Genomic DNA, 24710 nt, shown 5'->3' on the forward strand with positions numbered 1-24710 from the left:
TACTTAGCTATAATGAACCATTCTCTTCAATTTGAGCAATATAATTTAGTAACAACTGCATCTGATTAGGCTCCAAAAATTAATGCGAGTGATTTAACAACTTTATTTTATTTAACTACTGTATTTTATGATAGTTAGTCGAAAAGCATTTTAATAGTAATTCAATTATTAAAAACTTATTATTTAGCTAAATGTCTTTCAACGGCATTTTATAAGGAATATGAGTGATTTTAGCTTTTGATTCTAAGGTTATTAACATCTTATAATCTAAGAGAATATATAGCTAATAGAGATTAAATAACTCTGGACAGTCTAGGCTCAATTGATGTAACTTAACGCCGCTTTGACCTTGACCCAAAAATAAATATTTCAAAAAGTTTCCAATATGTTAACATTTTGTTTTATGATGTTAATCTTAGGCTAATAAAATTGGCTAAGATATATTTAAGAAAAATCTCATTTATTTTAGAAAGGAATTTAACATGGATTATAGAATCAAAACGTTGTCGCTTGCTACACTACTAGCTTTCGGAATTACAGGATGTAATAACAACCAATCTTCGAACACTGATGCGCCTGCCAATGCAGATGGCTCAAATGGTAGCGAACAAATGGCAGACGGTTCAGCCACCCTTGATAAAATCAAAAAATCAGGCACTATCGTTGTTGGTTTTCGTGACTCCTCTATTCCTTTCTCTTATATCGCTGATAATCCTAATCAACCATTAGGTTATGCACATGATCTTGAAATGAAAGTTGTCGATGCGGTTAAAGAAAAATTAGCCATGCCAGATCTTAAGGTCCGTTATAACCTTATTACGTCTCAAACTCGTATTCCTTTAGTACAAAATGGCACTATCGACTTTGAATGTGGCTCAACCACCAATAATGAAGAACGCCAAAAGCAAGTTGCGTTTTCAACCGGTTTCTTTGAAATTGGCACTCGTTTATTGACTAAAAAAGACTCAGGCATTAATGATTTTCCTGATCTAAAAGGTCGTACTTTAGTGACTACCGCAGGTACAACGTCAGAGCGTTATATCCGTAAATATAACGATGATAACAAACTAGGTGCCAAGATTATCTCTGCTAAAGATCATGGTGAAGCTTTCTTAATGCTAGAAAATGGCCGTGCAGATGCATTTATGATGGATGACGTCCTATTAGCGGGCGAACAAGCCAAATCAGCACATCCTGAAGAATGGCATATTGTTGGTACGCCGCAGTCTTTTGAAATTTATGGCTGTATGATGCGTAAAGATGACCCTGAGTTTAAAGCGGTAGTAGATGATGCCTTGAAAAAAGTATATGCCTCAGGCGAAATTAATGATATTTATAAAAAATGGTTTATGACCCCTATCCCACCAAAAAACATAAATATGAATTTTGAAATGTCTGAAAATCTGAAACAGTTAATTGCCAATCCGCATGATGGTGCTCAACCTTTAGAGGCTTCAGCTAAATAATCTATCAATAACGTTATTACTTTTACGCAATAGTTAGATCATGCCTATACTTTTCATCAATCAATGAAGTATGGGCATGTTATTTTGCATAGCTTATAAAGTGATAAAAGAAGCATTAAGACTGAGGTAACACAAATGAATTACAGCTGGAATTGGAGAGTACTCTTTGAGTCTACCGGCATTGGCGATGGTATCTATTTATATTGGATGTTATCTGGGCTTGGTTGGCTATTACTTATTGGTACTATTGCCTGGATATTGGCTTTATCCCTAGGTACCGTATTAGGTATTATGCGAACGTTACCAAGCAAGACTGCACGTAGCATTGGTACTTTATATGTGACCTTTTTCCGCAATATTCCCTTATTGGTTCAATTATTCTTTTGGTTTTATGTCGCCCCAGAATGGTTAACGCCAGCTCTACAAGATTGGTGGTATAAAGACTTATCACCTAACATGTCTGCCATGATATCCGCCAGTATTGGCCTTGGGCTATTTACCGCCGCACGTATTACTGAACAGGTGCGCACCGGTATTGAATCATTACCTGCCGGACAACACAACGCAGCTTATGCTTTAGGGTTTACAACGTCGCAAGCTTATCGCCAAGTATTATTACCTCAAGCGTTTCGGGTTATTTTACCGCCATTAAGCTCTGAGCTGACTAACTGTTATAAGAATGCTTCAATTGCCTCATTAGTCGGCGTCATGGAGCTTATCAGCCAAACCAAAACCATTAGTGAATACACCCAAAACAATATCGAAATCTATACCTATGCCACGATTATCTATCTGTTATTTAACTTATCGCTCATCGCTATCATGGGATTGATTGAGAAGAAACTACGTGTCCCAGGGTTAATTGCAGGAGGTAAAAAATGAGTACATTTATCACCGAGTTAACCACTGCATACCCAAGCCTTATTAGTGGCATGATAGTCACGCTCAAAGTTCTTTTTCTAGCCATTGTAGGCGGTATGACATTGGGTACTATTTTAGCAATGATGCGACTTTCTGGCATCAAAGCACTGGAATGGCCTGCTAAATTATATGTGAACTTTTTTCGTTCTGTGCCCCTACTGCTAATCTTGTTATGGTTTTATTTTGCCGTACCTATGATTTATAACGGCATTACTGGTCAATATATTAGCTTTGATACTGCTTTCACTTCTTGTGTTGTGGCATTTATGGTTTTTGAAGCGGCTTACTTCTCAGAAGTAGTGCGAGCTGGCATACAATCTATAGGTAGCTCTCAGGTCAATGCCGCGAAAGCTTTAGGAATGACTTATAGCCAAACCATGCGATTGATTATTTTACCTCAAGCCTTTCGCAAGATGACGCCGCTTATTCTTCAGCAGTGTATTATCTTATTTCAGGACACTACTTTGGTATTTGCCATAGGTCTAAGTGACTTCTTTAGATCGGCTTATGTGCGTGGCGAATTAATGGGCTATTTAACCCCCTATATTTTAGGCGCTGGGGCTGTTTATTTTATTATTAGTTTAATAGCTTCTATCGGCGTTCAACGCTTACAAAAAAACATGCGTTTTTAAGGCTTATCGCCAATTTGACATTAGCTATTGGTTAAGAGCAAAGATTAAAGATCTAATAATAAATACCCAATATCGTGAAAAAATACCTCCTTTAAGATTAGCCGGATACCTTACCGAATTATAGATTTAAGACGACGGATATGACTATGAATAAACTTGATAAAAACTCTGGTTCTATTTCAGAAATGACAATAACGCCCTCTTCAGCAACAGTAGGGGTCACTTCAAAATCATCAGACAGCCAAAGTTCATATATTAATAAATTTGGCGGATTAGTTACCAATACAGGTCACGCCAGCGATGATATGGTCATTAAAATGACTGATGTTAGTAAATGGTATGGTGATTTCCAAGTTTTAAAAGACTGTACGGCACACGTTCACCGCGGTGATGTGGTTGTGGTCTGCGGACCTTCTGGTAGTGGTAAGTCTACTTTAATTAAGACCGTTAATGCGCTAGAGCCTTTTCAAAAAGGGGATATTACGGTCAATGGTATATCGGTTGGTGACCCCAAAACTGACTTACCTAAATTACGTAGTAGCGTGGGTATGGTGTTTCAGCACTTTGAATTGTTTCCGCACTTGTCAATTATGCAAAACTTAACAGTAGCGCAAATTAAAGTGTTGGGACGTAGTGAAAGCGAAGCTCAGCAAAAAGGTTTGGCTTATTTAGATCGAGTGGGTCTATCAGCCCAAGCCAATAAATACCCTGCGGAATTATCAGGGGGACAGCAGCAAAGGGTAGCGATTGCCAGAGCACTGTCGATGGATCCTGTCTGTATGTTATTTGATGAACCGACATCGGCATTGGATCCAGAGATGATTCAAGAAGTACTGGACGTTATGGTAGAGCTGGCTAGAGAGGGGATGACAATGATGTGTGTCACTCATGAAATGGGTTTTGCTAGTCAAGTTGCTAACCGAATAATCTTTATGGATGAAGGTAACATCGTTGAGAATTGTAGTAAGGACGAATTCTTTGAAGGCGCCCGTAGTGACCGTGCTCAGTTATTTTTATCTAAAATTTTAGGACATTAATACAGACACATTAATACAGGCCCATTAATACATGCCCATTAATACATGCATAGTAAATAGTAAGCCCCAATCTCAAGTTGGGGCTTCCTATAGGAGCAAGACTTAAAGCAATAGCGATACCAAACAATGCTGTCTTCAAAGCTATCCAAATGTTTTTAGTCTTGCCCCATGCATGAAGTTAATAATTCTATAGGTTGAGCAAAATAAACTTAGACGTCTTGGTTAGCACTCAACCCACTATCTACCAGCTTTTCGACTATAATGATCTTGCTGCTGCTTCAAGATACTGGCGAAAATCGCATCATCGTAGGGAACTACCAGACTTTTGGGTACAATTAGCTCAAAGTCACCCGCTTCTACCTTGATGAGCTTTTCATCTAAATGTATAACCGTAAGGCCGTAATGCTTTAGATCTTCTGCCAACTCTTTGAGTATAATATCCTTTTCATCTTCACTAATCGTAGGCCGAGAATAACTTTGCGGCTTAATAATTATCCTATCTCCTACTAGTTTATGATTGTCGAGTGGATCACCGTTTAGTAGGACACTATGTTCAATTTGGCTTTTATAGCGGTCATTCACTTGTCCCATATTACCCTCTCTTTATTTGGTATTATTGTTAATAGCCATTGATTGACTAAACTTTGATATTATTGCGACGGTTATTTTAATAAGCTATTTAGTCTTTAAGTCACAAACCCTCTACTTTACCACCACCAAATCTTTTAATCGTGTGGTATAACAAGGACTTAACAGTTTGCGATTCATCTGCCACGTCTGTTCCTTTTTGATGCCCTCGCTGGCGATAAATAAGGCATTTTGCTGATAATGATCCTGCTTGAATTTCTTATTCAGCTCATCCATAACGGCCATTAACGCCGTTTGCTTTTCTTCAAGATGACAATCCTTATCTTGCCCAGTCACATCAAACAAATCAAGCTGCACCTCATCATGTTGGCAAATACCAGATAGCATCACGCCAGCCTTAGCATAACGAATGCCTTGTTTGTAAATATGATTGAGCACCTCACGCGCAGCAGCAACCATTACTCGAGTATCGGCGGTGGGCGTGGTAAATTGATATTGACCAGATATTGGAGTGTAGCGCTCAGTGTCGCTAAAGGGGCTGTTTTTGGCAAAGACTGTCATAAAACTACAGACACTTTGTTGCACGCGTAGCTTACTTGCAGCCTTTGACGCATGACCACAAATAGCCTGCTCTAAGTCTTGCTGGCAGGTAATTCGATTCGAAAATGAGCGTGAAGAGATGATTTGTTGCTTAGGTTCGACCTGCTCGATACCGAGACATGACTGTCCATTTAGTTCTAGACAGGTACGCTCCAGTACCACGCCAAAATGTTGGCGAATTTTACCCGGCTCACAAATTGCCAGCTGATAGACGGTATCGATACCGAGGTCACTTAGTCGCTTTTTATAGCGGCGCCCCACCCCCCAAATTTCTCCAACATCGGTAATTTGCATTAAACGACGTATCCAGCGGTCATTTTCTAAGACGCAGACCCCTCTTGTGCCAGGATACTTCTTTGCCGCGTGATTGGCGAGCTTGGCCAAAGTTTTAGTTTTTCCAATACCTACACCAACGGCAATGCCGGTGTACATCTCAACAATCTGTTTAACCTTTTTGCCATAAGCTTCCAAATTCTGCATGGCCACTGGATAATCAGCCAAATACAAAAACGCTTCATCTATAGAATACACTTCGACTGTGGGGCACAAAGATTCCAAGGTGCTCATTACTCGATGCGACATATCAGCATATAGCGCATAGTTTGAGCTAAATACCTCAACGTTGTGTTGCTTACAGAAGTCTTTGACCTGAAAGAATGGCACCCCCATCCTGATACCTAAGGCTTTCGCCTCTGCTGATCGTGCAACAACACAGCCATCATTGTTAGACAACACTACCACAGGTTTGTGTTTAAGGTCCGGTCTAAAGAGCTTCTCGCAAGAAGCATAAAAACTATTACAATCAATAAGGGCATACATGGGACTATCCCAGTAAGTCTGGTTCAGGTTAAGTGGATTTGCAATGAAAATACAATATCCATGATAGTAGTCATGAATATTGCTCAAAGATAACAGAGAAAGGCGACTTAGACCTAACGTTTATAGTGAGTCAGCGACACTATTTGTCGTATATTTATAATACTGAGGTATTAATCGGTTGGATATACTCAAATTTTAAAAAACTGACTATCAAATGGGGTATAAGTTTAAAAGTCAAATCGACGATTTTGACCACGACCTCGTTTAATTTCTCGAATGATGTTTATAACGACGCCAAATACCTCAAAGTCCATTTCATCGTCAATGATGATCTCTTCAAAGTCTTTGTTATAAGCAACTAGCTTAGGCGTTGGCTCTAAGCAAAGCTCTTTTACTGTGAATTCACCATTAATCGCACAGACAATGATATCGCAATGCTGCGCTTCTAAACTTCGATCAACTACCAACAAATCTTCAGGATAAACACCGGCATCAATCATAGACACCCCACCAACTCGTACCAAAAAGGTGGCGTTAGGATGATTGATACAAAGCTCATTGAGATCGATACTCGATTCAACGTAGCCCGCAGCAGGGGACGGAAATCCTGCTGGTACTTTTTCAATAAAATATGGTAAAGGTTTATAGCTTTTGGGAGTCAGCTTGCCTAGTATTTTGGTTTTCATTTTAGGTTCTACAATAAATTAAATGACTGGGTCAAATTAACAGTAGATTCATGCTAATAATGACAGCTCTAACTTTAACAGCTATAGTTTAAAACTTATACTTTAACAACTATAGCTTAACATCTATAAAAGAAAGCTAGGTGACAGTAAATACCTAATTGCCAAAAATCAAAAAATCCCCCTCCTTCCAAGGCGAATATTTAGCCATGGCTTGTAAAAACACAGAATCTTGCAGCCATTGATTTAGCCAGCGCTGTAAATTGGGATAAGGCAGATTATAGAAGACATCACGATCAACGTGAGCAAACTGACGTACGAAAGGCATAACACCAATATCAGCTACACTTATTGAATTACAAAGTAGATAGGTGTTTTTAGTGAGTAACGATTCTAACTGTTGTAAAAATACTTCCCCTTTTTGACGATACTTAGCTTCAGTCAATTCAGAATAACGGTCAGCGTATTTATAACGATCTAACCAATATTTAAACTCATTGTCGTTTTCATCAATAAGCAAGTTGGCAGCATGACGTATCGACTCATTCAATAAATTATGAGGGTCATTCTGTGCCAGTGCCCAGTCCATAATTTCACGACTCTCTTCTAGCACAGTGCCATCATTTAGCTGCAATACAGGTACAGTTGCTTTGGGGCTGATTTCAAGCAGTTGCGGTGGCTTATTTTTTAATGCCACTTCACGTAGCTCAACCTGTTGTTCAGCAAATAATAAGCCTAAACGAGCCCGCATGGCATAAGGACAACGACGAAAAGAATAAAGACAAGCAAGAGAAGACATAAATATCCGCAAAACAATATAAGACAATGATTTCAAAATCAAGCTTTAGAAGCATCAAGCATTATGAGAATCAGGCATGAACGGAATCAGACGTTATAAGCAGAATCAGGCGTTAAATGACCATAATTCAAACTCGCTAATTTAACCTTATCAAACTCATACCCTATAACTCACCCTCTATAACCAACCCTCAATAAATAACCCAAGATAATTTGGCTTGACTAATCAACTTTTGCGGATTAACTCCTGATATGCTATGTAAATGACACAATAAGTTTCTTTAAAACCTATGTTTAGTTAAAGATTAGCAATTATTAGCCACATTTGCCGCAGCCTGTAGAACAATTAGAAGCTTTAGAGGGCTTTTTAAATAATACTCGTGTCCACACATAATATAGTGCCACAGCAAAAATAAGAAAAACAATTGCATACTGAATATATGAATTCATAGCTTATCCTCCAAAACCAAAAATTGAGCCTGCAATACGATAAGTAATCCAAGCCATAACATACGCCAACACGAATAAATAAGCACTAATTAATACCGTCTGCTTCATCGACTTGGTCTCACGACGGATAACCGCCAACGTCGCCAAACACATAGGAGCATAAATATAGAAAACTAAAAAGGATAACGCTGTAGCCAATCCCCACTGCGCATGAATAATAGGAATCAGCGTATGGCTGGCCACCTCCTCACTAGCACCACCAACCGCATAAACTGTACCTAAGGCAGCAACAACCACTTCACGTGCAGCCAATCCAGGTATTAACGCAATACACATCTGCCAAGTAAAACCGATTGGACGAAAAACGTGTTCAATAACTGAACCCAACATACCTGCAAAGCTATAGTTGATTGCAGTATCCGTTGCTCCAGCAGGTGGCGCGGGGAAACTAACTAAAAACCAAAGTATGACAGTTAACGCAAAAATCACTGTACCAGCTTGTACTAAGAATGCCCTTACCTTAGTCCATAGCTCTGTGGCAATGTGTTTGACATTTGGCATACGGTAAGTTGGTAGCTCCATTAATAGAGGAAAGCTTACCTGCTCTACTCTGCCACGGTGAAATCTAGTCATAATCCAAGAGATAATGGCAGCTGATACCATACCTGCGGTGTACAAGAGAAATAGTGTCATTCCCTGTAAATTGAAAATACCCATAACCGTTTTATTCGGTACAACCGCAGCAATAATTAAAGCATAAATCGGTAGCCTTGCAGAGCAAGTTAGCATCGGTAGTACTGAAATGGCGACCAGACGCTCTTTAGGATTAGGAATGGTACGAGTTGACATGATAGCAGGAACTGCACAGGCAAATCCGGATAACAAAGGGATAAATGAGCGACCTGATAACCCCACTCTAGACAACAAATTATCGAGTAAAAAAGCAGCTCGCGGTAGATAGCCCGAGTCCTCTAGCATCAACAAGAATAAAAACAACAATGCAATCTGTGGCACAAAGACCACCACACTACCTACACCAGCAATAATGCCATCTATAATCAAACTTTTTAGAATACCTTCAGGCAACCAGTTGGATAATACTGCGCCAAAGGCATTGACCAAGCTCTCAATACCATCCATCATTGGCGTTGCCCAAGCATATACTGCTTGAAAAATTACAAATAAAATAATGAATAATATAACCAAACCTACCACAGGATGTAATGCCCAATAATCTAAGCGTTCATGCCATTTAGGCATAGTTGGCGACATAGATACTGTACGATGGATAATCTCATCAGCCTGTCGATACAAGTCCTGCGAATCACGAACTGTTTGTGAAAAACGAACAGGCCGTGACTCACCGTTATGCTCTTTAAAAAAGTCATTTACCACGGACATTAACTTCTGGTTGGCATTGCGTTTAATGGCAACCGTTTTTACTACTGGAACGCCTAATTCTTCTGATAAAGCCTTTTCATCAACCTTCATACCTCGACTAACAGCTACATCGTTAAGATTCAAGGCAATTATCATCGGCAGTCCTAAGCTTTTTAGCTCAAGTATCATCCTTAATGACATACGTAAGTTAGTAGCATCAGCAACAATAATTATCCCATCAGGCGTGGGCTCATTGGGCATCTCACCAGTCAAAACTTTCCGAGTAACTTCTTCATCTGGGCTAGTAGTGGCCAGACCATAAGTACCCGGTAAATCCAATATTCTAACTGCTCTATTCTCAATAAATGAAGCAGAGCGTTTATCAACCGTAACCCCTGAATAGTTAGCTACTTTAGCATTTGAGCCCGTCAACGTATTAAACAGCGCCGTCTTACCACAGTTAGGAGCACCCACTAAAGCAAGAGTAATCGAAGATGGGTGGGTAGAAGAAAGAGTATTAGAGGTTAGAGCAGTGGCAAGATAAGGCATAAAAGGGAAACCCCTTATTGAAAATATACAACAAAAAAAGCTGCTTTAAATAATTAAGACAGATTACAAAGCTTGGCAACGAATCTTTTTTAACTCATCCATTCTAAGACTAAACTGAACCCCTGAGGACAGCTGCACAGCATATGGAGGTTTACCAAATAAACCTTTTGCCACAACACGAACCATAGTGTTTGGCAAAAAACCTAAGTCCTTTAATCGATGAGTAATGACAGCATCAAGCTCACCAAATCGAGGGTTTTCTACTATCTCTTTAATTATAACGGTTTGATTTTTATCAAACTCAAATAAAGATAATATTTGGCTTTTTGCTTTCATAATAGGGACTTCAAGACTACGAGCTGCTGAGTCTAATATAGCTTGTTTCATGTTGTTCTCTAGTAATTTGTTAGCTATGAGGGGATATAAAGGGCTAAATCAAATTTTTTTAAATGCAAATAATAATACTTACCATTCAACATTATTATATGCCTACTTTTTTTGGCTAACAAGTTAATTTTTCTAAATATTATTTAACTAGACATTGCTAACTGATATATTCCACATATCTATATACTTGCAAAAAATCATTCAGATTGGCTATTTGTATTGGCTAGAATGTGTTTTTTAATAGAATTTATTCTTATCAGATTTTTGAAAATTTTCTTAATTGAAGAAGGACTCGCATGACGTTTCTTGAATTTTATTTTGATCCTACCTTGACCTCAAGACAGCGTTTAATGTGTCGCATGTTTTGGAAACAGTGTCAGGCTAAAGATTATGATGATGTGGCAAAACACATCAACCGTTTAATGCAATCATTTGATTTACCTGACGTCATTGAAGTGTTTGCTATTTTAGACTACTGTTACGTCTATGATAACCGCTATCAATGCCAGGTGTGCAGACAACTTAGAAGAGTAGTTTCGCCGCTTCAACTAAATGAAACTGTTGCTAAACCGTGGCGCTGTAGCCATTGTTTATTTTTGACAAACTAAAATTGAGCCTTTCATTAATTTCAATTTGAGCTGATTGCAATTAAGCATTTATTGTATTTAAGCTCTAAATGTATTTAAGCTCTAAATGTATTTAAGCTCTAAATGTATTTAAGCAATTATTGTATTTAAGATCTTTTTGTACCTTAGCTCTTATCTAATTTGCTGGTCAATAGCACAGCTATCGGTGTTTTTTGCTAGGCAATTTTAAATCTATAATTTTTAAACTTGAGTGTGTGATTTGTTTATGATGACTTTTACAGCTGTATCTAAAATTAATTAACATTTGATATCTTTTTATAACACATCAGATTGTCGTTAAAGGTCATAATAATATTCTTAGTATTTTATTCATATACAATCGCTTATGATCACACATTTAAAGCATTTATATATCATCACAAGCTATATATTAAAAATTAAGGAATAAAAATGTCTCATAATATAATTGATTTAGGATCAGGGTTTTGGAATATACGAGGCTCTTTCAAACTGGGTGGCTTAATAGATGTTGGCACTCAATGTTCTTTGGTGCAACTTGAGTCTGGCAAATTTATATTTTTGGACAGTTATACTTTGAGCGATGAGGTACGCGATGAAGTAATGGCACTTACTAATAACGGGGAAAAGGTCGAAGCTATTTTAAATCTACACCCTTTTCATACCCTTCATTGTGCTCAAATGGCCAAGGATTTCCCTAAGGCTATAAATTATGGAAGCATACGCCATAAAGAAAAAGTACCTGAAGTCAATTGGGCCGAAGAATTGGTGGAAAGTAAGGCGGTTACTGAACGTTATCCTGAATTACAGTTTTCAATACCTCTAGGAATTTATTATATTTCACCCAATGAGATGGTACATGCCAGCTCACTTCTTGCCTATCATCCTGCTAGCCAAAGCTTACATGTTGATGATACCTTTTCGACACCTCCGGCAAAAATTCTGAATGTCATTATGCCTGAGCTTAGTCTACACCCTATGACGAAAAAAGCGCTTACAGACCATCCTACTGCTGGACAAGACTATTGTGACTGGGCAGAATCTATCGCTGATAAATGGCAAGACACTAGAAATTTCTGTGCTGCTCATTCACAATTGGTACGATTTGCTCCAGGTGAATTTAAAGCAGCACTATTAGCAGCCGTTGAAAAAGCACGTCCTAAACTTGAAAAGGCTTAGGAGTTTATTAAATTATTTATTAAACATTTTTTTATTAAGCAACTATTATTTTAAACAACAAGTCTTTTAAGCAACTAGTCTTTTTAGAAACTTGTCTTTTAAGCAACTAGTCTCTTAAGCTACTTGTCTTCAAAATCCTTCGCCCCTTCAATAGGAAACCTTTTAACATTTCATAAAAGATTAGGTTAATCTCAACTAATTAAATGATACAAATGTAAAGTCCTTAAAGTAAGGGGTTCTGGACCACCTATTTATTCATTGCAATTATTTATTGTAATTAATCACTGTAGTTTTCAATCCACTTTACGATGAATCAATTTTGTAAATGATTAAAATAGATTTAGAATCCATAGAACTAGTTTAAGTCAATGGTTTAAGCCACTGGTTTTAGCCAGACCCTTATTTACCTCTTATTCCATTATCTATTTTAATGAATTACTCTCCACATTTTTCAATTTGATGCTATTATTCTATACTAAACAAGTGGTCAATTAATCGATTCATTAGTTGGTCATTAATCAACCATACTTATAACTTCAAATATATAATAGCCAGTTGCCAATATGTCATTACTTAAGCTAAATCACACTAAGACTCTTGATGCCCAGGCTACTTTGGTTGAGCCTTCAGGTGCTTTACAAGTTAATTGTCCATCTGCAAATGTTTATCGCTTTAAGTTCAGTGCGCTTACATTGTCATCTATGCTATCGTTATCCGCTATAACGGGGCAAATTGGATGGGCTATGGGCTTGTCACTAAGCCTACTGACTGTCAATGCCAACGCTGCAGAAGATGTAACAGCTAGCAATAGTAACGATGAATATATATATTCCCAAAGACAAGTCCCTGACAGTGCTACTGACTCTAAAACAGTTAATATTGCTGAAATCAGTCAAAACCTTGAAAAGGGTAGCTTTCAGCCTATCGCATTACAGAGCATTATAGATCCGACCACTGGTGTACCTATTGACGATGTCTACAGAATTGATGTACCAGAGAAGTTAAGTTTAGTACAAGCTCAAAATGTGTTGATTCAGGTGTCACCAAAACTTGCCGGAAATAATGCAGGTATTACTGCTAATGAGCTTCAGGCTGACGCTATCAAAGGCTTAAAGCAACCTTTGGTCTTCCTTCGTGCTGGCGCTAATCATTATAATTTGGATGCAAATGTAGATTTATCAGATTTAAAGGCGGGTATTGCAGACACTGTTAATCAAGCGGCTAATAGCGGTATTATCGATCCTATTACGGGAGCAATTGTCCCTACTCTTATTGATCAAAATATACCTAATGATTATGAAATCAGACGTAACGGAAACAAAGCTTCTGCAGGTGTCGCCGTGTTATGGCCGTTATACACTGCAGGTCGTACCGATGCAGTTACCGATTTAGCAAATGCTAGAACTTTAGAGAGTCAAGCTGATGCCTTATTGGATAAAGATGACTTACAAACCACACTGGTTGAACGCTATTTTACCGCTCAATTGGCCATGCTCGCCGCTTATTTGCGAGAAGATGCCTTAAATACCGTGAAAGAAACTGATCACATGGCGCAAAGATATTTGGAAGAAGGCTTTATTTCAGGCGTAGAAAGATTAGAAGCCAAAACGGCTGTAGCAGAAGCAGAAAGTGAGGCAGTTAAGGCACGCAATGATGCACATTTAGCAATGACTGCCTTACAAAGACTACTACGTGCTCCAAAGCCGATTAAGCCCACTACCCCTTTATTTGTCTCATCGAAGCCATTACCTTCTTTACAGTACTTTCAAGACTTGGCATTAAAAAAACACCCAGGCCTTAAAAAAGTAGACGCAAAATATGCACAAGCACAATCATTAACCAATATATCGGACACTGGTTTTAAACCTACAGTGTCATTATTTGGCTATCATCAACTTGATAGTGACCCAAGTTGGATTGCGGGTGTTTCAGCAAGTTGGAAGCTATGGGGCGGATTAGATAAAAGTTCTCAACTGGCCTCAGGTCAAGCCAAAATGCGCCAAGCACAGTTGGCTAAGATTGACGTCAGCGATAACATCTTATTGCTAGTAGAAAAAAACTGGCAGTCAGTAGAAAATGCACGGGTGCGTTTCCAGTCTCTTAATAGCAACGTGCTATTGTCTCAAGAGTTACTACGCTATAAGCAACTTGGTATGAAAGAAGGCGTCAATACCGCCCTAGATGTTACAACGGCACAGACCAAATATTTACAAGCACGTACCGAGCAAGCCGCAGCAGCCAATGATTACGTACAAGCTTTAGCGGCATTAATGGAGAGTATTGGTACACCAGAAGCGTTTAATGAATACATGGCAGTGGCTGATATTCGGCTCCCTACTGTATATTAGTTAGTTATTAAAAATATCTGGCCTGTCCATGATGAAACGTGATAGCTGTCGTTTTTGATTTACCTGTCTTTCTTATTATCAATTTTTTATCTTCCAGGATAAATGCATGAATGCCACAAAAAAGCCTAGCCCTGTAATGCTTAGAAATATCATCCTAACGGTTGTACTTGTAGGCGTCATAGCGCTAATTATTTATGGGCTAAACAAAAGTTCAAAAAGCACAGAAAAACCGCTTATCATTCAAGGTCAGATGGAGATGCAGTCTTCGGCCATTGCTGCCAAAGTTCCTGGACGAATTTCAAAAATCATGGTGACTGAAGGCGACACAGTCAAAGCAGGACAGCAACTTATTGAAATGGATTCTCCAGAAATAACTGCCAAAATGAATCAAGCTTTAGCGGCACGCGATATGGCTCAAAGCCAATTAGATAAAGCTGAAAACGGTGCTAGACCTCAAGAAATTGGACAAGCACAGGCTGGCTGGCAAGCAAACCAAGCTGCAGCTGATTTGGCTAAAAGTACCTATGAGCGAGTTGATCGTCTTTATCAAGAAGGCTTAATGGCCCGTCAAAAGCGGGATGAAGCTTATACCCAATATAAGGCTAATCAAGACAAAGCCGATGCGGCGCGCCTACAATATGAGTTGGCAAAAGAAGGGACGCGTGTAGAAGATAAAGACGCTGCTAAAGCACAAGTTGCTCAAGTAGACGGCAAGATTCAAGAAGCACAGGCGGCTCAAGACGAAGCCAACTTAAAGAGCCCTATCTCCGGTATTGTTGATGATGTCATTGTGAATCCAGGCGAAGTTATTGGTCAAGGCGTTCCCATTATGACCTTGGTAGACCCGAACGATCAGTGGGTGGTGCTTAATGTGACTGAAAATGTGCTAAACCAATTTAGCATTGGAAAGGAGTTTGTTGGTAAGGTTCCAGCTTTATCTTCTCCAGATCAATCTTATCAAATGACTTTTAAGGTGTTTAATACCGCTGCTTTATCAGATTTTGCCACTTGGCGTGCCACCAATACCCAAGATAACCTTGATGTTCGAACCTTTGAAGTGAAAGCCCGTCCTACCAAAGCGGACCCTAAGATTCGCTCAGGCATGAGTGTGGTAGTAGAACTCAATGCTGCCGCCTCGAACAAAAGAGCCAACGTTGCTAATTAATCACCAGTGATAGCCTAGATTATGTCCCAGTCTCCCAGTGATTTAAATGTTAAGCCCAAGATTGTATTTGGTGATAAAGACAATCGAAAGGCTTCATTGTGGTCTGTGTTTTTGCGTAGTGCCCGTTATGAAGGTCGCTTTTTGCAACATAATGCATGGGATTTTATGATGCTTTTATGGCTCCCTTTATTGACTATTTTAAGCATATGGTGGATATTTTCGAAACCCTATATTGTCGATGTTCCTATTGGAGTCATTGACCAAAGTCACAGTCCCTACTCTCGCACTGTGATTCGCTATCTAGATGCCAGTCCAGACTTAGAGGTGGCACAGATTTATCCTAATATGAGACAAGCTAACGAAGCTATATTGTCCAAAAAAATATATGCTGTAGTTATCATACCGTCTGATTTTGCCAGTCAAATTAATAGCGCAGCCCCCTCCCCAGTTATTTTAAAAGTCAACGCTCAGTTCGGCACCCATTCCGGTATTATTCAAAAAGGGGTGCAAACCGTAATCGGCACTGTCTCAGCGGGGGTTGAGATAAAGCGTACTGTTAAACAAGGCAGTTATATAGAGCAAGCAAAAGTAAGCTATTCACCCATAGGTATTGAGCGTATCAGCTTATTTAACTTAGGGGCCAACTATCAGCAGTTTTTAGCCTCGACAGTGATTCCTGCTTTGTTGCATATTTTAGCGATGGTGATTGGTGCTACCACAATTGGCCGTGAAATTAGGGATAAAACCTTTTCACAGTGGTATCACACCATGGTTTATCTAGATATGCCCTATCCTGACTTTAAAGAACTTAAGCATATCCCGCCTGAACAAAAACTTGCTTATCTGCATTCAAATCTGCATGAAAGTTGGCAACAGCCTGTGGATTACACCTCATTAACTTCTGCGATATTTATCCCAGTTACCGAAGCTGCCTATAGTTTAAACAACCCTTATTTCCGTTACCGTTTAAACTTTAATAAAAGTGCCAAACCACGTATGCCGACTAAAGTTTCGATTATGGCATTGGTGATTGGCTTAAATGGCAAACTGATTTGGGCATTGTTATTTTATGTGGTCTGGGGTCTATTAATGATAGCTTTGGCAGTATCGGTGCACCCTACCAATTGGATAGCTATGGTCTTAGTGTTCGTGGCTTTTGTGGCACTTACAATGATATCACTTTGGTTAGGAGCTATATTTACCCTGACCAGTTATTCACTGCGTATGGGCTTGTCAACCACTGGGTTTGTTTCAGCTCCCTCCTTTGCTTTTGCAGGGGTGGCCTTCCCCTTACTGTCAATGAGTGAGGGTGCTCAACGATGGGCGCAAGCCTTACCATTAACCCATTATTTGAAGGTACACTTAACCCAACTTCAAATGGGTGCTCCCCCTTCAATAGCCATACCGACTGTCATAGGTATGATTGTGGCGGTGATGGTAACGCTAGTTATCACAGCATTATTGTGCCTAAGAGCCTTTAAAAATCCTGACCGATGGGGGGCTCGTTAATGACCGATAATATACATGACAAAGACCAAGACAACACGCAACATGCTTATCTATTAAACACTATAAATACTGTTGAAAATGACCCTATTTCAGTGAAATCTAGTTCGGATTTTACGGACAAACGTAACTTGACCCACCGCTCTTTTTTACAAGGATTTTTAGGTACTTTAGGCTCTATTTTTACTGATAAAGGGGTGATATTGATGTTAATCATTGCCCCAATAATTTATGGTTTCTTCTACCCGTGGCCTTATAGCAATGAAGTAGTAGTAGAAATCCCTGTGGGCGTGGTGGATTATGACCACACAAAATTGTCCGATACCATTACCCGTTATAGTGATGCCAGTCCTAACCTGCAAGTGTTTAATTATCCGGATGAACAAGCGGCTATCAATGCCATGTATCGAGCTGATATTGCGGGTTATTTGATTATTCCTAGGAAGCTTGAACAGGATGTCTTTTCGAACAAGCCAACTCATGTTTCGATACTCGGGAATAACAGCTATTTTTTGATTAATAAACAAGTTCAATTGGGCTTTTCTAAGGCGATAGGTACAGTTTCTGCTGGAGTTGAAGTAAAAAGATCAGTAGCTCAAGGCGCTTATATGCAAACTGCCAAAACGAGTACTCAGGCAGTGCCTCTGCGCATTGATGCGATGTTTAACCGTTCAGAAGGCTATGGCGCTTATGTCGTACCTGCTGTGGCTATTTTGATTCTACAACAAACATTGTTGATGAGTACTGCGTTATTAATCGGCACTTGGTATGAAAATAAAAAACAAAATGCTACTGTATCAGGTTGGTTAGGCCGAATTTTAGCCATATCAATAATTAGTTTTACCATGGGCTGTTTTTATTATGGCTGGGTCTTTTCGATTCAGAACTATCCTAGAGGCCATAATATGCCTGGTACTTTGCTATTTATGGCTTTATTTTCTCCCACTGTAGCAACTTTAGGCTGTCTACTCGGCTTATGGTTTAGAGAACGTGAGCGTAGTATGCAGATTTTAATTTTCAGCTCAATGCCTATGTTTTTCTTAAGTGGCTATCCTTGGCCAGTGAGCCAATTACCAGAACTGCTACAATACGTGCGTTGGTTATTTCCAACAACTTCGGGAATGAATGCTTCAGTGCAATTGAATCAGATGGGAGCATCTTTATCTGAAGTAAAAGTGTATTTTTATCACCTTGCTGCCTACTGGGTCATTGCCTTTTTAATGCTTATTTGGGTTCAGCATCGACAAATCACTAAATCTACATTAAAACTATAAAAAAAATCTTTCACTTTATGTGTAATTTATATTTATCATCTGCCCTAAAAGCAAGTTCAAATACTGCACTTAGTTGATAAGATACAATACCAATCACTTACAACTATTGTCTTATCATCTAAGAAATATATGACAAAGGTACAATCGTACGATTGGGCTTATAACTATTATCTTAACATATAGCAGCAATAGCTTATTATAATGGTAATAATAGCTTCATAAATAATTGAGATTATTAGAAAAAATAAATATCGATAGTTTTTTTTCTGCTATTCTCTCTTAGGTTCTCCATATTCACCTGTAAAAGTTGGCGTCAAAACAATCAAATGTATGTTTTGTAATTAGCTTATTCTTCTTCTGATAGGTGCATTTATTTATAAAGTTTTATAATTATTTATATCGCTATTAAGGGTCTTTTTTTTTCGATATTTCAAACCTATTTTATAACTAAATCAGCTGTTAACTATATGATTAAGGGTACATGATGAAATCAATGAAATTATCTGTAGCAGGACGCATATCTGCATTTATGGCAATCGCATCACTTTCAAGTACTGCGATGGCGGATATCCGAGCACTGGGCAATGTCAATGTTCAAAAACAGTCAAATGGCGTAGAAGTGGTGAATATTAATGCACCAAATGCGCAAGGGTTGTCACATAACCAATACGATCAATTTAACGTTTCAAAGTCAGGTGCGGTTATTAATAATGCCACTCAAAGCGGGCAATCTGTTTTAGCGGGCAATTTAGGTGCCAATGCTAATTTAAAAAATCAAGCAGCGACCGTTATTTTAAATGAAGTGGTTAGCCGTAAACCCTCTTTACTACTTGGCAAACAAGAAGTCTTTGGTATGGCGGCGGACTATGTACTTGCTAACCCCAATGGTATAAGCTGTGAAGGCTGCGGGTATTTAAATGCTCCAAGAGTAAGCCTAGCGGTCGCCAAGCCTGAAATTACCAATGGCAAACTGACAGGCTATAATACCAAAAACGATCGCGGATTACGTATTTACGGTGGCGTTCAATTTGATGATACCAAAGTGGTTGATTTAATTGCCCCACAAATTTATGCCGATGCATCGATAAAAAATGCGAATAATGTCAATGTGGTGATGGGACGAAACAAAGTCGGTATTAATCCAGACGGTAGCTTAAGCGCAACCTCTATTGCCACAAAAAGCGACAGTGTACTAGATGGTAATCTTTTAGGCAGTATGCAAGCAGGTCGTATTACACTTCATAGTACCGATGATCGTGCCACTATGGATGTGAAAGGTGTCGAGTTTAATACTAAAGATTTTAATGCCCGTGCAGGTAATCTTAATATGCACGGTAACATTAAGAACTTTGAACAACAATACAGTCAAAAAGACTCTCCGCTGATTACCTCGACCACTTTGCAAATCGGTCAACACTATTTACCAACACGCATTAGCGCTGACAATGTAGATATTCAAACCACAAAAAACTTATCGCTCAACGGTACCCAAATAGTCGCTAATAAAGTCAATCTTCAAGGCGATAATATAGGTCTAAACGGTGAGAAAACAATTAATACCATCTACCGCTCTACCAATACTCAAAAAGGTGGACTTAAAGAAGAAACCTTATTTCATACCGATAAAGTAACGGCGCTATATGGTTCAAGTATTCGCAGTAATAATATCAATATAGACGCTAAAACTGGCAGTATTACCGGTAATTCCTCGCAAATAGTTGCCCCTTTGGTACGTTTGAACGCAGGCAATAGCATTGCGTTAACCGGTGGTAATGCCAATGAATTTCACGATATTACCTTTGAAAATAGACTAGGTACCATTGCGTTAAAACGCGTTGTTGACTCTGAATCAGCGAGTAGAGATTACTATATTCCGACCGCCATTTTGGCGAACAAAGCAGCGATGACCAGCGGTGGTAATCAGGAGTATGCAGGGGCGCAAATTGTTGCGAAAGACATGGGATTTAAAACGCCTGGGACGGTGTCTTTTAGCGCTGAAACCAGCAAAGCCACCCATAATATCGATCATAAAGTAACTTATTGGGGCGGGCTATTCGGCTCTCAAACAGACAATAATGACACCACTATCATTAAGCAAAACGGTGCCGATGTGCAAGCCAGCAACTTGTTATACATTGATGCAGGCAAAGGCTTAAACCTGACTGGCAGTCGCGTACTAGCTGTTAAAAATGCTTATCTAAATTCTCCGCATGGTGATTTTAATATCAAAGGCGCTACCGAAACTACCACCAATGTAGACCTTCATCGTACTGGTACAATTTTTGATATTCCTATCGATGTTCTAACTACGACCACTACTGATAAGACAAATCATGAATCAGTCTTAGAATCCTATACCAATTTAGGCTTAGTCACTGACCAAAATATCAATATTGTCGGTAGCCAAGTGAAAGCAGCAGGACTACTTGATTTAGAAGCCGGTAAAGAGCTTAATATAGTCGGTGTTAAGGATATTCATGATGTGACTACTGTTCATGACACCCTTGGTATCGTTGCGGATATAATCACAAAGCCTTCGCTCTATGCTGCTGATGCAAAAGTGGCTGGTACTAATTTGACTAACGCTAAAGCTTCTGAACCTACTTCAAAATCACCTAATGTTGCACAGCCTATAACCACAGCATTATATGCAGCTCAACCTGATGCAAGTACATTAAAAGAAGCTACTCCTAGTAATTCCACCCTAAAAGTTGATGCCTCCAAGTCAGATGAATCAAAATCGATTTCTTTAAAAGATGCGTCAGTTGACTGGCGTTTAGGATTGGGTATTACCCATGATGTCGATACTGACAATACTCAAACCGTATCAGGCTCTCTTGTTTCTGGCGGAACAACTACCCTAAAAGGCGGTGATGTTAATATTGCTGGCAGTAAAGTAACCTCTGAAAATGATCTTAATATCAGCGGTAATAATGTCACTACCTCTGCTCAAGATAACAGCCATACTGTTGCTAGTGACTATACCGATGTATTTTTAGGTCTTAAAGGCAGCGTTGATACGTCTGGTGTGACCGTTGGATTAGGACTAGATGTTAATAATCAAAAAAAATCTGATCAAACAACTACCCCAGTGGCGAGTCAATTAAGCGGCCAAAACGTTACTATCAAAGCAGACAGTGACATTCATCATTCAGGTACAAATATTACTGCACAAGATACAGTTAGCGAGCAAGCGACCAATATTACTCATGACCAAGCCCATGCGACTCAGACCAAATCTGATACAAATGTTGATGTCAATATTGGTCTTTCAGCTTCTGCAGATTATAAAGGAGGGTTAAGTGCTGGCCTTAATATTGGTGCAAGTGGTTCTGGTAACAATAACGTACAAACTCAAGGTTCAGGCACAACCATTAGCGCAGGCACTATCAACGAACAAGCTACAAACGCCCTTAACGATGAAGGCACCCATTACAAGGCAACAGGCGATGTGAACCTGTCTGGTAAAGATGTAACACTTGCTTCAGGCTATGACAGTACTAAAAACACTAGTAATACTGGCGGGGCTAGCATTAATCTTGGACTTGGTGGTCTTGAAGGCGCTAGCCCTACAGGTTCAGTTGGCGTATCAGCCAATTTCCAGCATGAGCAAGCCGGTACCACCACTGCCAAACCTGCCACAATTGAAGGTGCAAACGTTAACATCCATGGCGATGATACGGTCGTTTCTCAAAGCAATATCACTACGCCTGGTAGCTTAAATGTAGATGCCGGTAAAGAGGTTAGCCTGGTGCAATCTAATAATACCAGCAACGCCACTGGCGGTGGCTTTGATGTTAGCGTCAATGTTGGTGGTCTGGCATTAGATAAACCGACTCCTCAACCTTCCGTCGGTGTGTCTGTTGGGGCAAACGGGCATAACGGTTCATCACTTGAGGGCGTCAATAATACCGTTACCGCAGGGAATGTTAACCTGTCAACAAGCGGTACTAATGGAACGGTCAACGTACAAGGCACCAACCTCACCACTGACAAGCTTAATATTGATACCAACACTGCTAATATCGCTGGTACAACCAGTACCGCGCATAGTGGTTCAGGTGCGGTTGAAGCCAGCGTTAAAGTTGGCTCAGGGGGCAGCAGCTTAGAGCTTGGCGGCAATATCGGTGCAGGCACTAGCCAAAGCCAAAGTACTGGTACCAGCGATGTCAACGCAGGCGAGCTAACTATCAATGCCGATACGGGCGTGAATATCAGCCATGCAAACGTAACGGCAGATAACGCCACTATTAATACCAATGGCAACTTAAATATTAATGCAGGTGTTAATACTGATCAACATACTTCAGTAGATCTTGGCGGTACCCTGAATGCTAAAAAAGAAGGCGACGTACTTGTTCCTAAAACGGCCAGTGTCAGTGTTGGCGTAAATACTGGTGACAGCTTATCGCATACCCCTGCTACCGTCAGTATAAGCCAAGATGCCAATCTTAACGTAGGCGGTGATCTTAATGTGACCGGTAGCAGTCTCAATACACGTACTATTAGAGGCAATGTGAATGGCAATGTGAACAACGAAACTTTGCAAGGCCATAACAATCAGACTGATGTGAATATCGCTATTGGGGCGCAGGGTTTTCCGGTTGACTATACGCCAGAGAATGCAGGTTCTCAATTGATTTCAGATATCAAAAACGGCACGATTGCAGGGGTTAAACCTATAGCGGATATTGACATTCATCATAGTGATGCCACGACTACACAAACCACACCGGTTGGTATCAAAACCGATAATGGTCAACTTAATGTAGGTGGTATTACTAATACTATTGGCGTTGGCGCACTTGACAGCCAAAGTGGTTTTGACTTCACATTCAATCCAAGTGCCAACTATGACCCAATGGCGTATCTTGAAGGTTTTATTAAAAGGTAAAAATTTTACCCATCAAGCCATAAGATATTAGATTATTTATGATAAATTAACGAAATACCTTTATTATTAAACTATAAACGCGATAAGTCACCTTATCGCGTTTTTTTATTAAATATCTTTTTAACAATAACTCTTTAAGCAAAATCTTTTAATAAGCGATACATTTAAATTAATAGATACCTGCCTCTACGCCAACCGCCAACGTCATCGCAAGTTCTTCTACTTGAGTAATAAACGCTTCCTGCCAATCGCCCTTTAATATGAGTGCATCTTGTACCCACTCCCAACGTAACCCAGTGGTTATCGCCTTTAACGCTCGTTTTGTACCTGTGCCATCTTGTCCAGCTCGGATATATACCGCTAATGGTAGCCCTTGCTTTTTTTCAAGTACGGGATAATAACAACGATCAAAGAAGTCTTTGGTGAGCCCTGCCATATAAGCTAAATTTTCAGTCGTGCCTATCAAAATGGCATCGGCAGCAAGCACATCTTCAGCTTGCGTTTTCTGCGGTGTTTTTAAAATAACATTCACATTGATGTCAAGATGATTGGCGCCATTAAAAGCCGCTTGTGCTAACTTTTGGGTGTTTGGTGATGGGGCGTGGGCGACAATTAATATCGTCTTGACACTCATATTAAGCCTCAGCTGGATAGTAAAAGGTCACCTCTTGCACAATATCAGGATGAATACTTTTGGCAACTGGGCAAGTATAAGCAGCTGCTTCTAATATATTTTTAGCGCGCTCATCAAGATCTATAGAGAAATAAATATCTACGTTAATTTGACTGACACGGCGAGGAGCGGCAGCCATTGTTTTAGTTACTTCGGCTTTGGTACCTATAACGTCAATATGCATATCTGCCGCTTTTATGCCAATAATGGTCAGCATACAACTGGCTAAACTAGTTGCTAACAAATCTGTCGGTGAAAATGCTTCGCCTTTTCCATGATTATCAACTGGAGCATCCGTAATAATTTTATTGTTGGATTGCAAATGTAAGGCCTGTGTTCTTAAACTGCCTTTATATTCAACGGTTGATGTTATAGGACTATGCGTAGTCATTGATAATCATCCTTATTAATAATGAATAGATTTTTGCTATTAAAATGGTTTTCTATAATTTTATTATGTCGAACTCAGCTTTGTAAGATATATACTCAAGCAGCTTTTTGGATAGCTGAATCTAAAGTTTTTTTATCAGCCTTGTTAATCTAACATATATAGTGAAATTTTTAGCTTAATGACAAAGCAAGTAACAAGAAATCTTCTTCTTTTTCTACAACTTTATATCCTAATCTTTTATAAAAGGCTATGGCACCAGTATTTTTTACAAAGGTAAATAAAGTAATTTTCTTACTGCATAACTTTTATCATACTTAGATTAACACACCAAGTGCAACGCTACGTAATATTAAAGAACACCTGAT

General features: G+C 39.3%; 20 protein-coding genes. 11 read left to right on the forward strand and 9 right to left on the reverse strand.

The genetic code is table 11. The features are described from left to right. Positions 1-482 precede the first annotated feature (482 nt). The 4 genes from QZ265_RS02370 to QZ265_RS02385 all read left to right on the forward strand — a co-directional run bounded on the left by QZ265_RS02370 (position 483) and on the right by QZ265_RS02385 (position 4056). A complete protein-coding gene (locus QZ265_RS02370) occupies positions 483-1466 on the forward strand; it encodes a glutamate/aspartate ABC transporter substrate-binding protein (protein WP_296403026.1) in 984 nt (327 codons plus the stop codon). A 135-nt stretch (positions 1467-1601) separates the two neighbouring features. Further along, complete coding sequence (locus QZ265_RS02375; RefSeq protein WP_296403028.1) at positions 1602-2348, forward strand: amino acid ABC transporter permease; 747 nt, start codon at positions 1602-1604, stop codon at positions 2346-2348. After that, complete coding sequence (locus tag QZ265_RS02380) at positions 2345-3019, forward strand: ABC transporter permease subunit (RefSeq protein WP_296403029.1); 675 nt, start codon at positions 2345-2347, stop codon at positions 3017-3019. Before QZ265_RS02375 ends, QZ265_RS02380 begins: the two co-directional genes overlap by 4 nt. A gap of 305 nt (positions 3020-3324) precedes the next feature. Beyond that, positions 3325-4056 carry an amino acid ABC transporter ATP-binding protein gene (locus tag QZ265_RS02385; RefSeq protein ID WP_296403060.1) on the forward strand — a complete coding sequence of 244 codons (732 nt, stop codon included), beginning with the start codon at positions 3325-3327 and terminating at the stop codon, positions 4054-4056. Between the two features lie 237 nt (positions 4057-4293). On the opposite strand, the gene QZ265_RS02390 is transcribed toward QZ265_RS02385, so the two are convergent. The 7 genes from QZ265_RS02390 to QZ265_RS02415 all read right to left on the reverse strand — a co-directional run bounded on the left by QZ265_RS02390 (position 4294) and on the right by QZ265_RS02415 (position 10310). Further along, positions 4294-4647 carry a hypothetical protein gene (locus tag QZ265_RS02390; RefSeq protein WP_296403031.1) on the reverse strand — a complete coding sequence of 118 codons (354 nt, stop codon included), beginning with the start codon at positions 4645-4647 and terminating at the stop codon, positions 4294-4296. Positions 4648-4758: 111 nt separating this feature from the next. Next, the gene (gene umuC, locus QZ265_RS02395; RefSeq protein WP_296403033.1) at positions 4759-6063 is read right to left on the reverse strand and encodes a translesion error-prone DNA polymerase V subunit UmuC; all 1305 of its coding nucleotides are present in this window, start codon (positions 6061-6063) and stop codon (positions 4759-4761) included. Positions 6064-6290: 227 nt separating this feature from the next. Then, on the reverse strand, positions 6291-6749 hold the full coding sequence (gene umuD, locus QZ265_RS02400; RefSeq protein ID WP_296403035.1) for a translesion error-prone DNA polymerase V autoproteolytic subunit: 459 nt from the start codon (positions 6747-6749) through the stop codon (positions 6291-6293). A gap of 154 nt (positions 6750-6903) precedes the next feature. Further along, positions 6904-7545 carry a glutathione S-transferase gene (locus tag QZ265_RS02405; RefSeq protein WP_296403037.1) on the reverse strand — a complete coding sequence of 214 codons (642 nt, stop codon included), beginning with the start codon at positions 7543-7545 and terminating at the stop codon, positions 6904-6906. Positions 7546-7859: 314 nt separating this feature from the next. Then, positions 7860-7994 (reverse strand): FeoB-associated Cys-rich membrane protein, encoded by a 135-nt coding sequence (locus QZ265_RS10930; protein ID WP_366513646.1) that lies wholly within the window; start codon positions 7992-7994, stop codon positions 7860-7862. Between the two features lie 3 nt (positions 7995-7997). Then, the gene (locus QZ265_RS02410; RefSeq protein WP_296403039.1) at positions 7998-9923 is read right to left on the reverse strand and encodes a ferrous iron transporter B; all 1926 of its coding nucleotides are present in this window, start codon (positions 9921-9923) and stop codon (positions 7998-8000) included. A 63-nt stretch (positions 9924-9986) separates the two neighbouring features. After that, on the reverse strand, positions 9987-10310 hold the full coding sequence (locus tag QZ265_RS02415) for a FeoA domain-containing protein (RefSeq protein WP_296403041.1): 324 nt from the start codon (positions 10308-10310) through the stop codon (positions 9987-9989). 296 nt (positions 10311-10606) lie between these two features. On the opposite strand from QZ265_RS02415, the gene QZ265_RS02420 reads away from it, so the two are divergent. The 7 genes from QZ265_RS02420 to QZ265_RS02450 all read left to right on the forward strand — a co-directional run bounded on the left by QZ265_RS02420 (position 10607) and on the right by QZ265_RS02450 (position 23281). Continuing rightward, on the forward strand, positions 10607-10918 hold the full coding sequence (locus QZ265_RS02420; RefSeq protein WP_296403043.1) for a hypothetical protein: 312 nt from the start codon (positions 10607-10609) through the stop codon (positions 10916-10918). A gap of 429 nt (positions 10919-11347) precedes the next feature. Next, positions 11348-12094 carry a hypothetical protein gene (locus QZ265_RS02425; protein WP_296403045.1) on the forward strand — a complete coding sequence of 249 codons (747 nt, stop codon included), beginning with the start codon at positions 11348-11350 and terminating at the stop codon, positions 12092-12094. Between the two features lie 563 nt (positions 12095-12657). Next, positions 12658-14442 (forward strand): TolC family protein, encoded by a 1785-nt coding sequence (locus QZ265_RS02430; protein WP_296403047.1) that lies wholly within the window; start codon positions 12658-12660, stop codon positions 14440-14442. 106 nt (positions 14443-14548) lie between these two features. Continuing rightward, a complete protein-coding gene (locus tag QZ265_RS02435) occupies positions 14549-15607 on the forward strand; it encodes an efflux RND transporter periplasmic adaptor subunit (protein ID WP_296403049.1) in 1059 nt (352 codons plus the stop codon). Positions 15608-15628: 21 nt separating this feature from the next. After that, on the forward strand, positions 15629-17116 hold the full coding sequence (locus QZ265_RS02440) for an ABC transporter permease (protein ID WP_296403051.1): 1488 nt from the start codon (positions 15629-15631) through the stop codon (positions 17114-17116). After that, positions 17116-18387, forward strand: coding sequence for an ABC transporter permease (locus QZ265_RS02445; protein ID WP_296403053.1), 1272 nt, complete (start codon positions 17116-17118; stop codon positions 18385-18387). Before QZ265_RS02440 ends, QZ265_RS02445 begins: the two co-directional genes overlap by 1 nt. Positions 18388-18871: 484 nt before the next feature. Then, positions 18872-23281 (forward strand): hemagglutinin repeat-containing protein, encoded by a 4410-nt coding sequence (locus QZ265_RS02450; protein ID WP_296403055.1) that lies wholly within the window; start codon positions 18872-18874, stop codon positions 23279-23281. A 169-nt stretch (positions 23282-23450) separates the two neighbouring features. On the opposite strand, the gene QZ265_RS02455 is transcribed toward QZ265_RS02450, so the two are convergent. Both QZ265_RS02455 and QZ265_RS02460 read right to left on the reverse strand, forming a co-directional pair. Further along, complete coding sequence (locus QZ265_RS02455) at positions 23451-23915, reverse strand: NAD(P)H-dependent oxidoreductase (protein WP_296403057.1); 465 nt, start codon at positions 23913-23915, stop codon at positions 23451-23453. A 1-nt stretch (position 23916) separates the two neighbouring features. Continuing rightward, positions 23917-24345, reverse strand: coding sequence for an OsmC family protein (locus QZ265_RS02460; protein WP_296403058.1), 429 nt, complete (start codon positions 24343-24345; stop codon positions 23917-23919). Between the last annotated feature and the right edge of the window lie 365 nt (positions 24346-24710).

This window comes from Psychrobacter sp., assembly GCF_018260395.1.
Lineage (GTDB): Bacteria > Pseudomonadota > Gammaproteobacteria > Pseudomonadales > Moraxellaceae > Psychrobacter.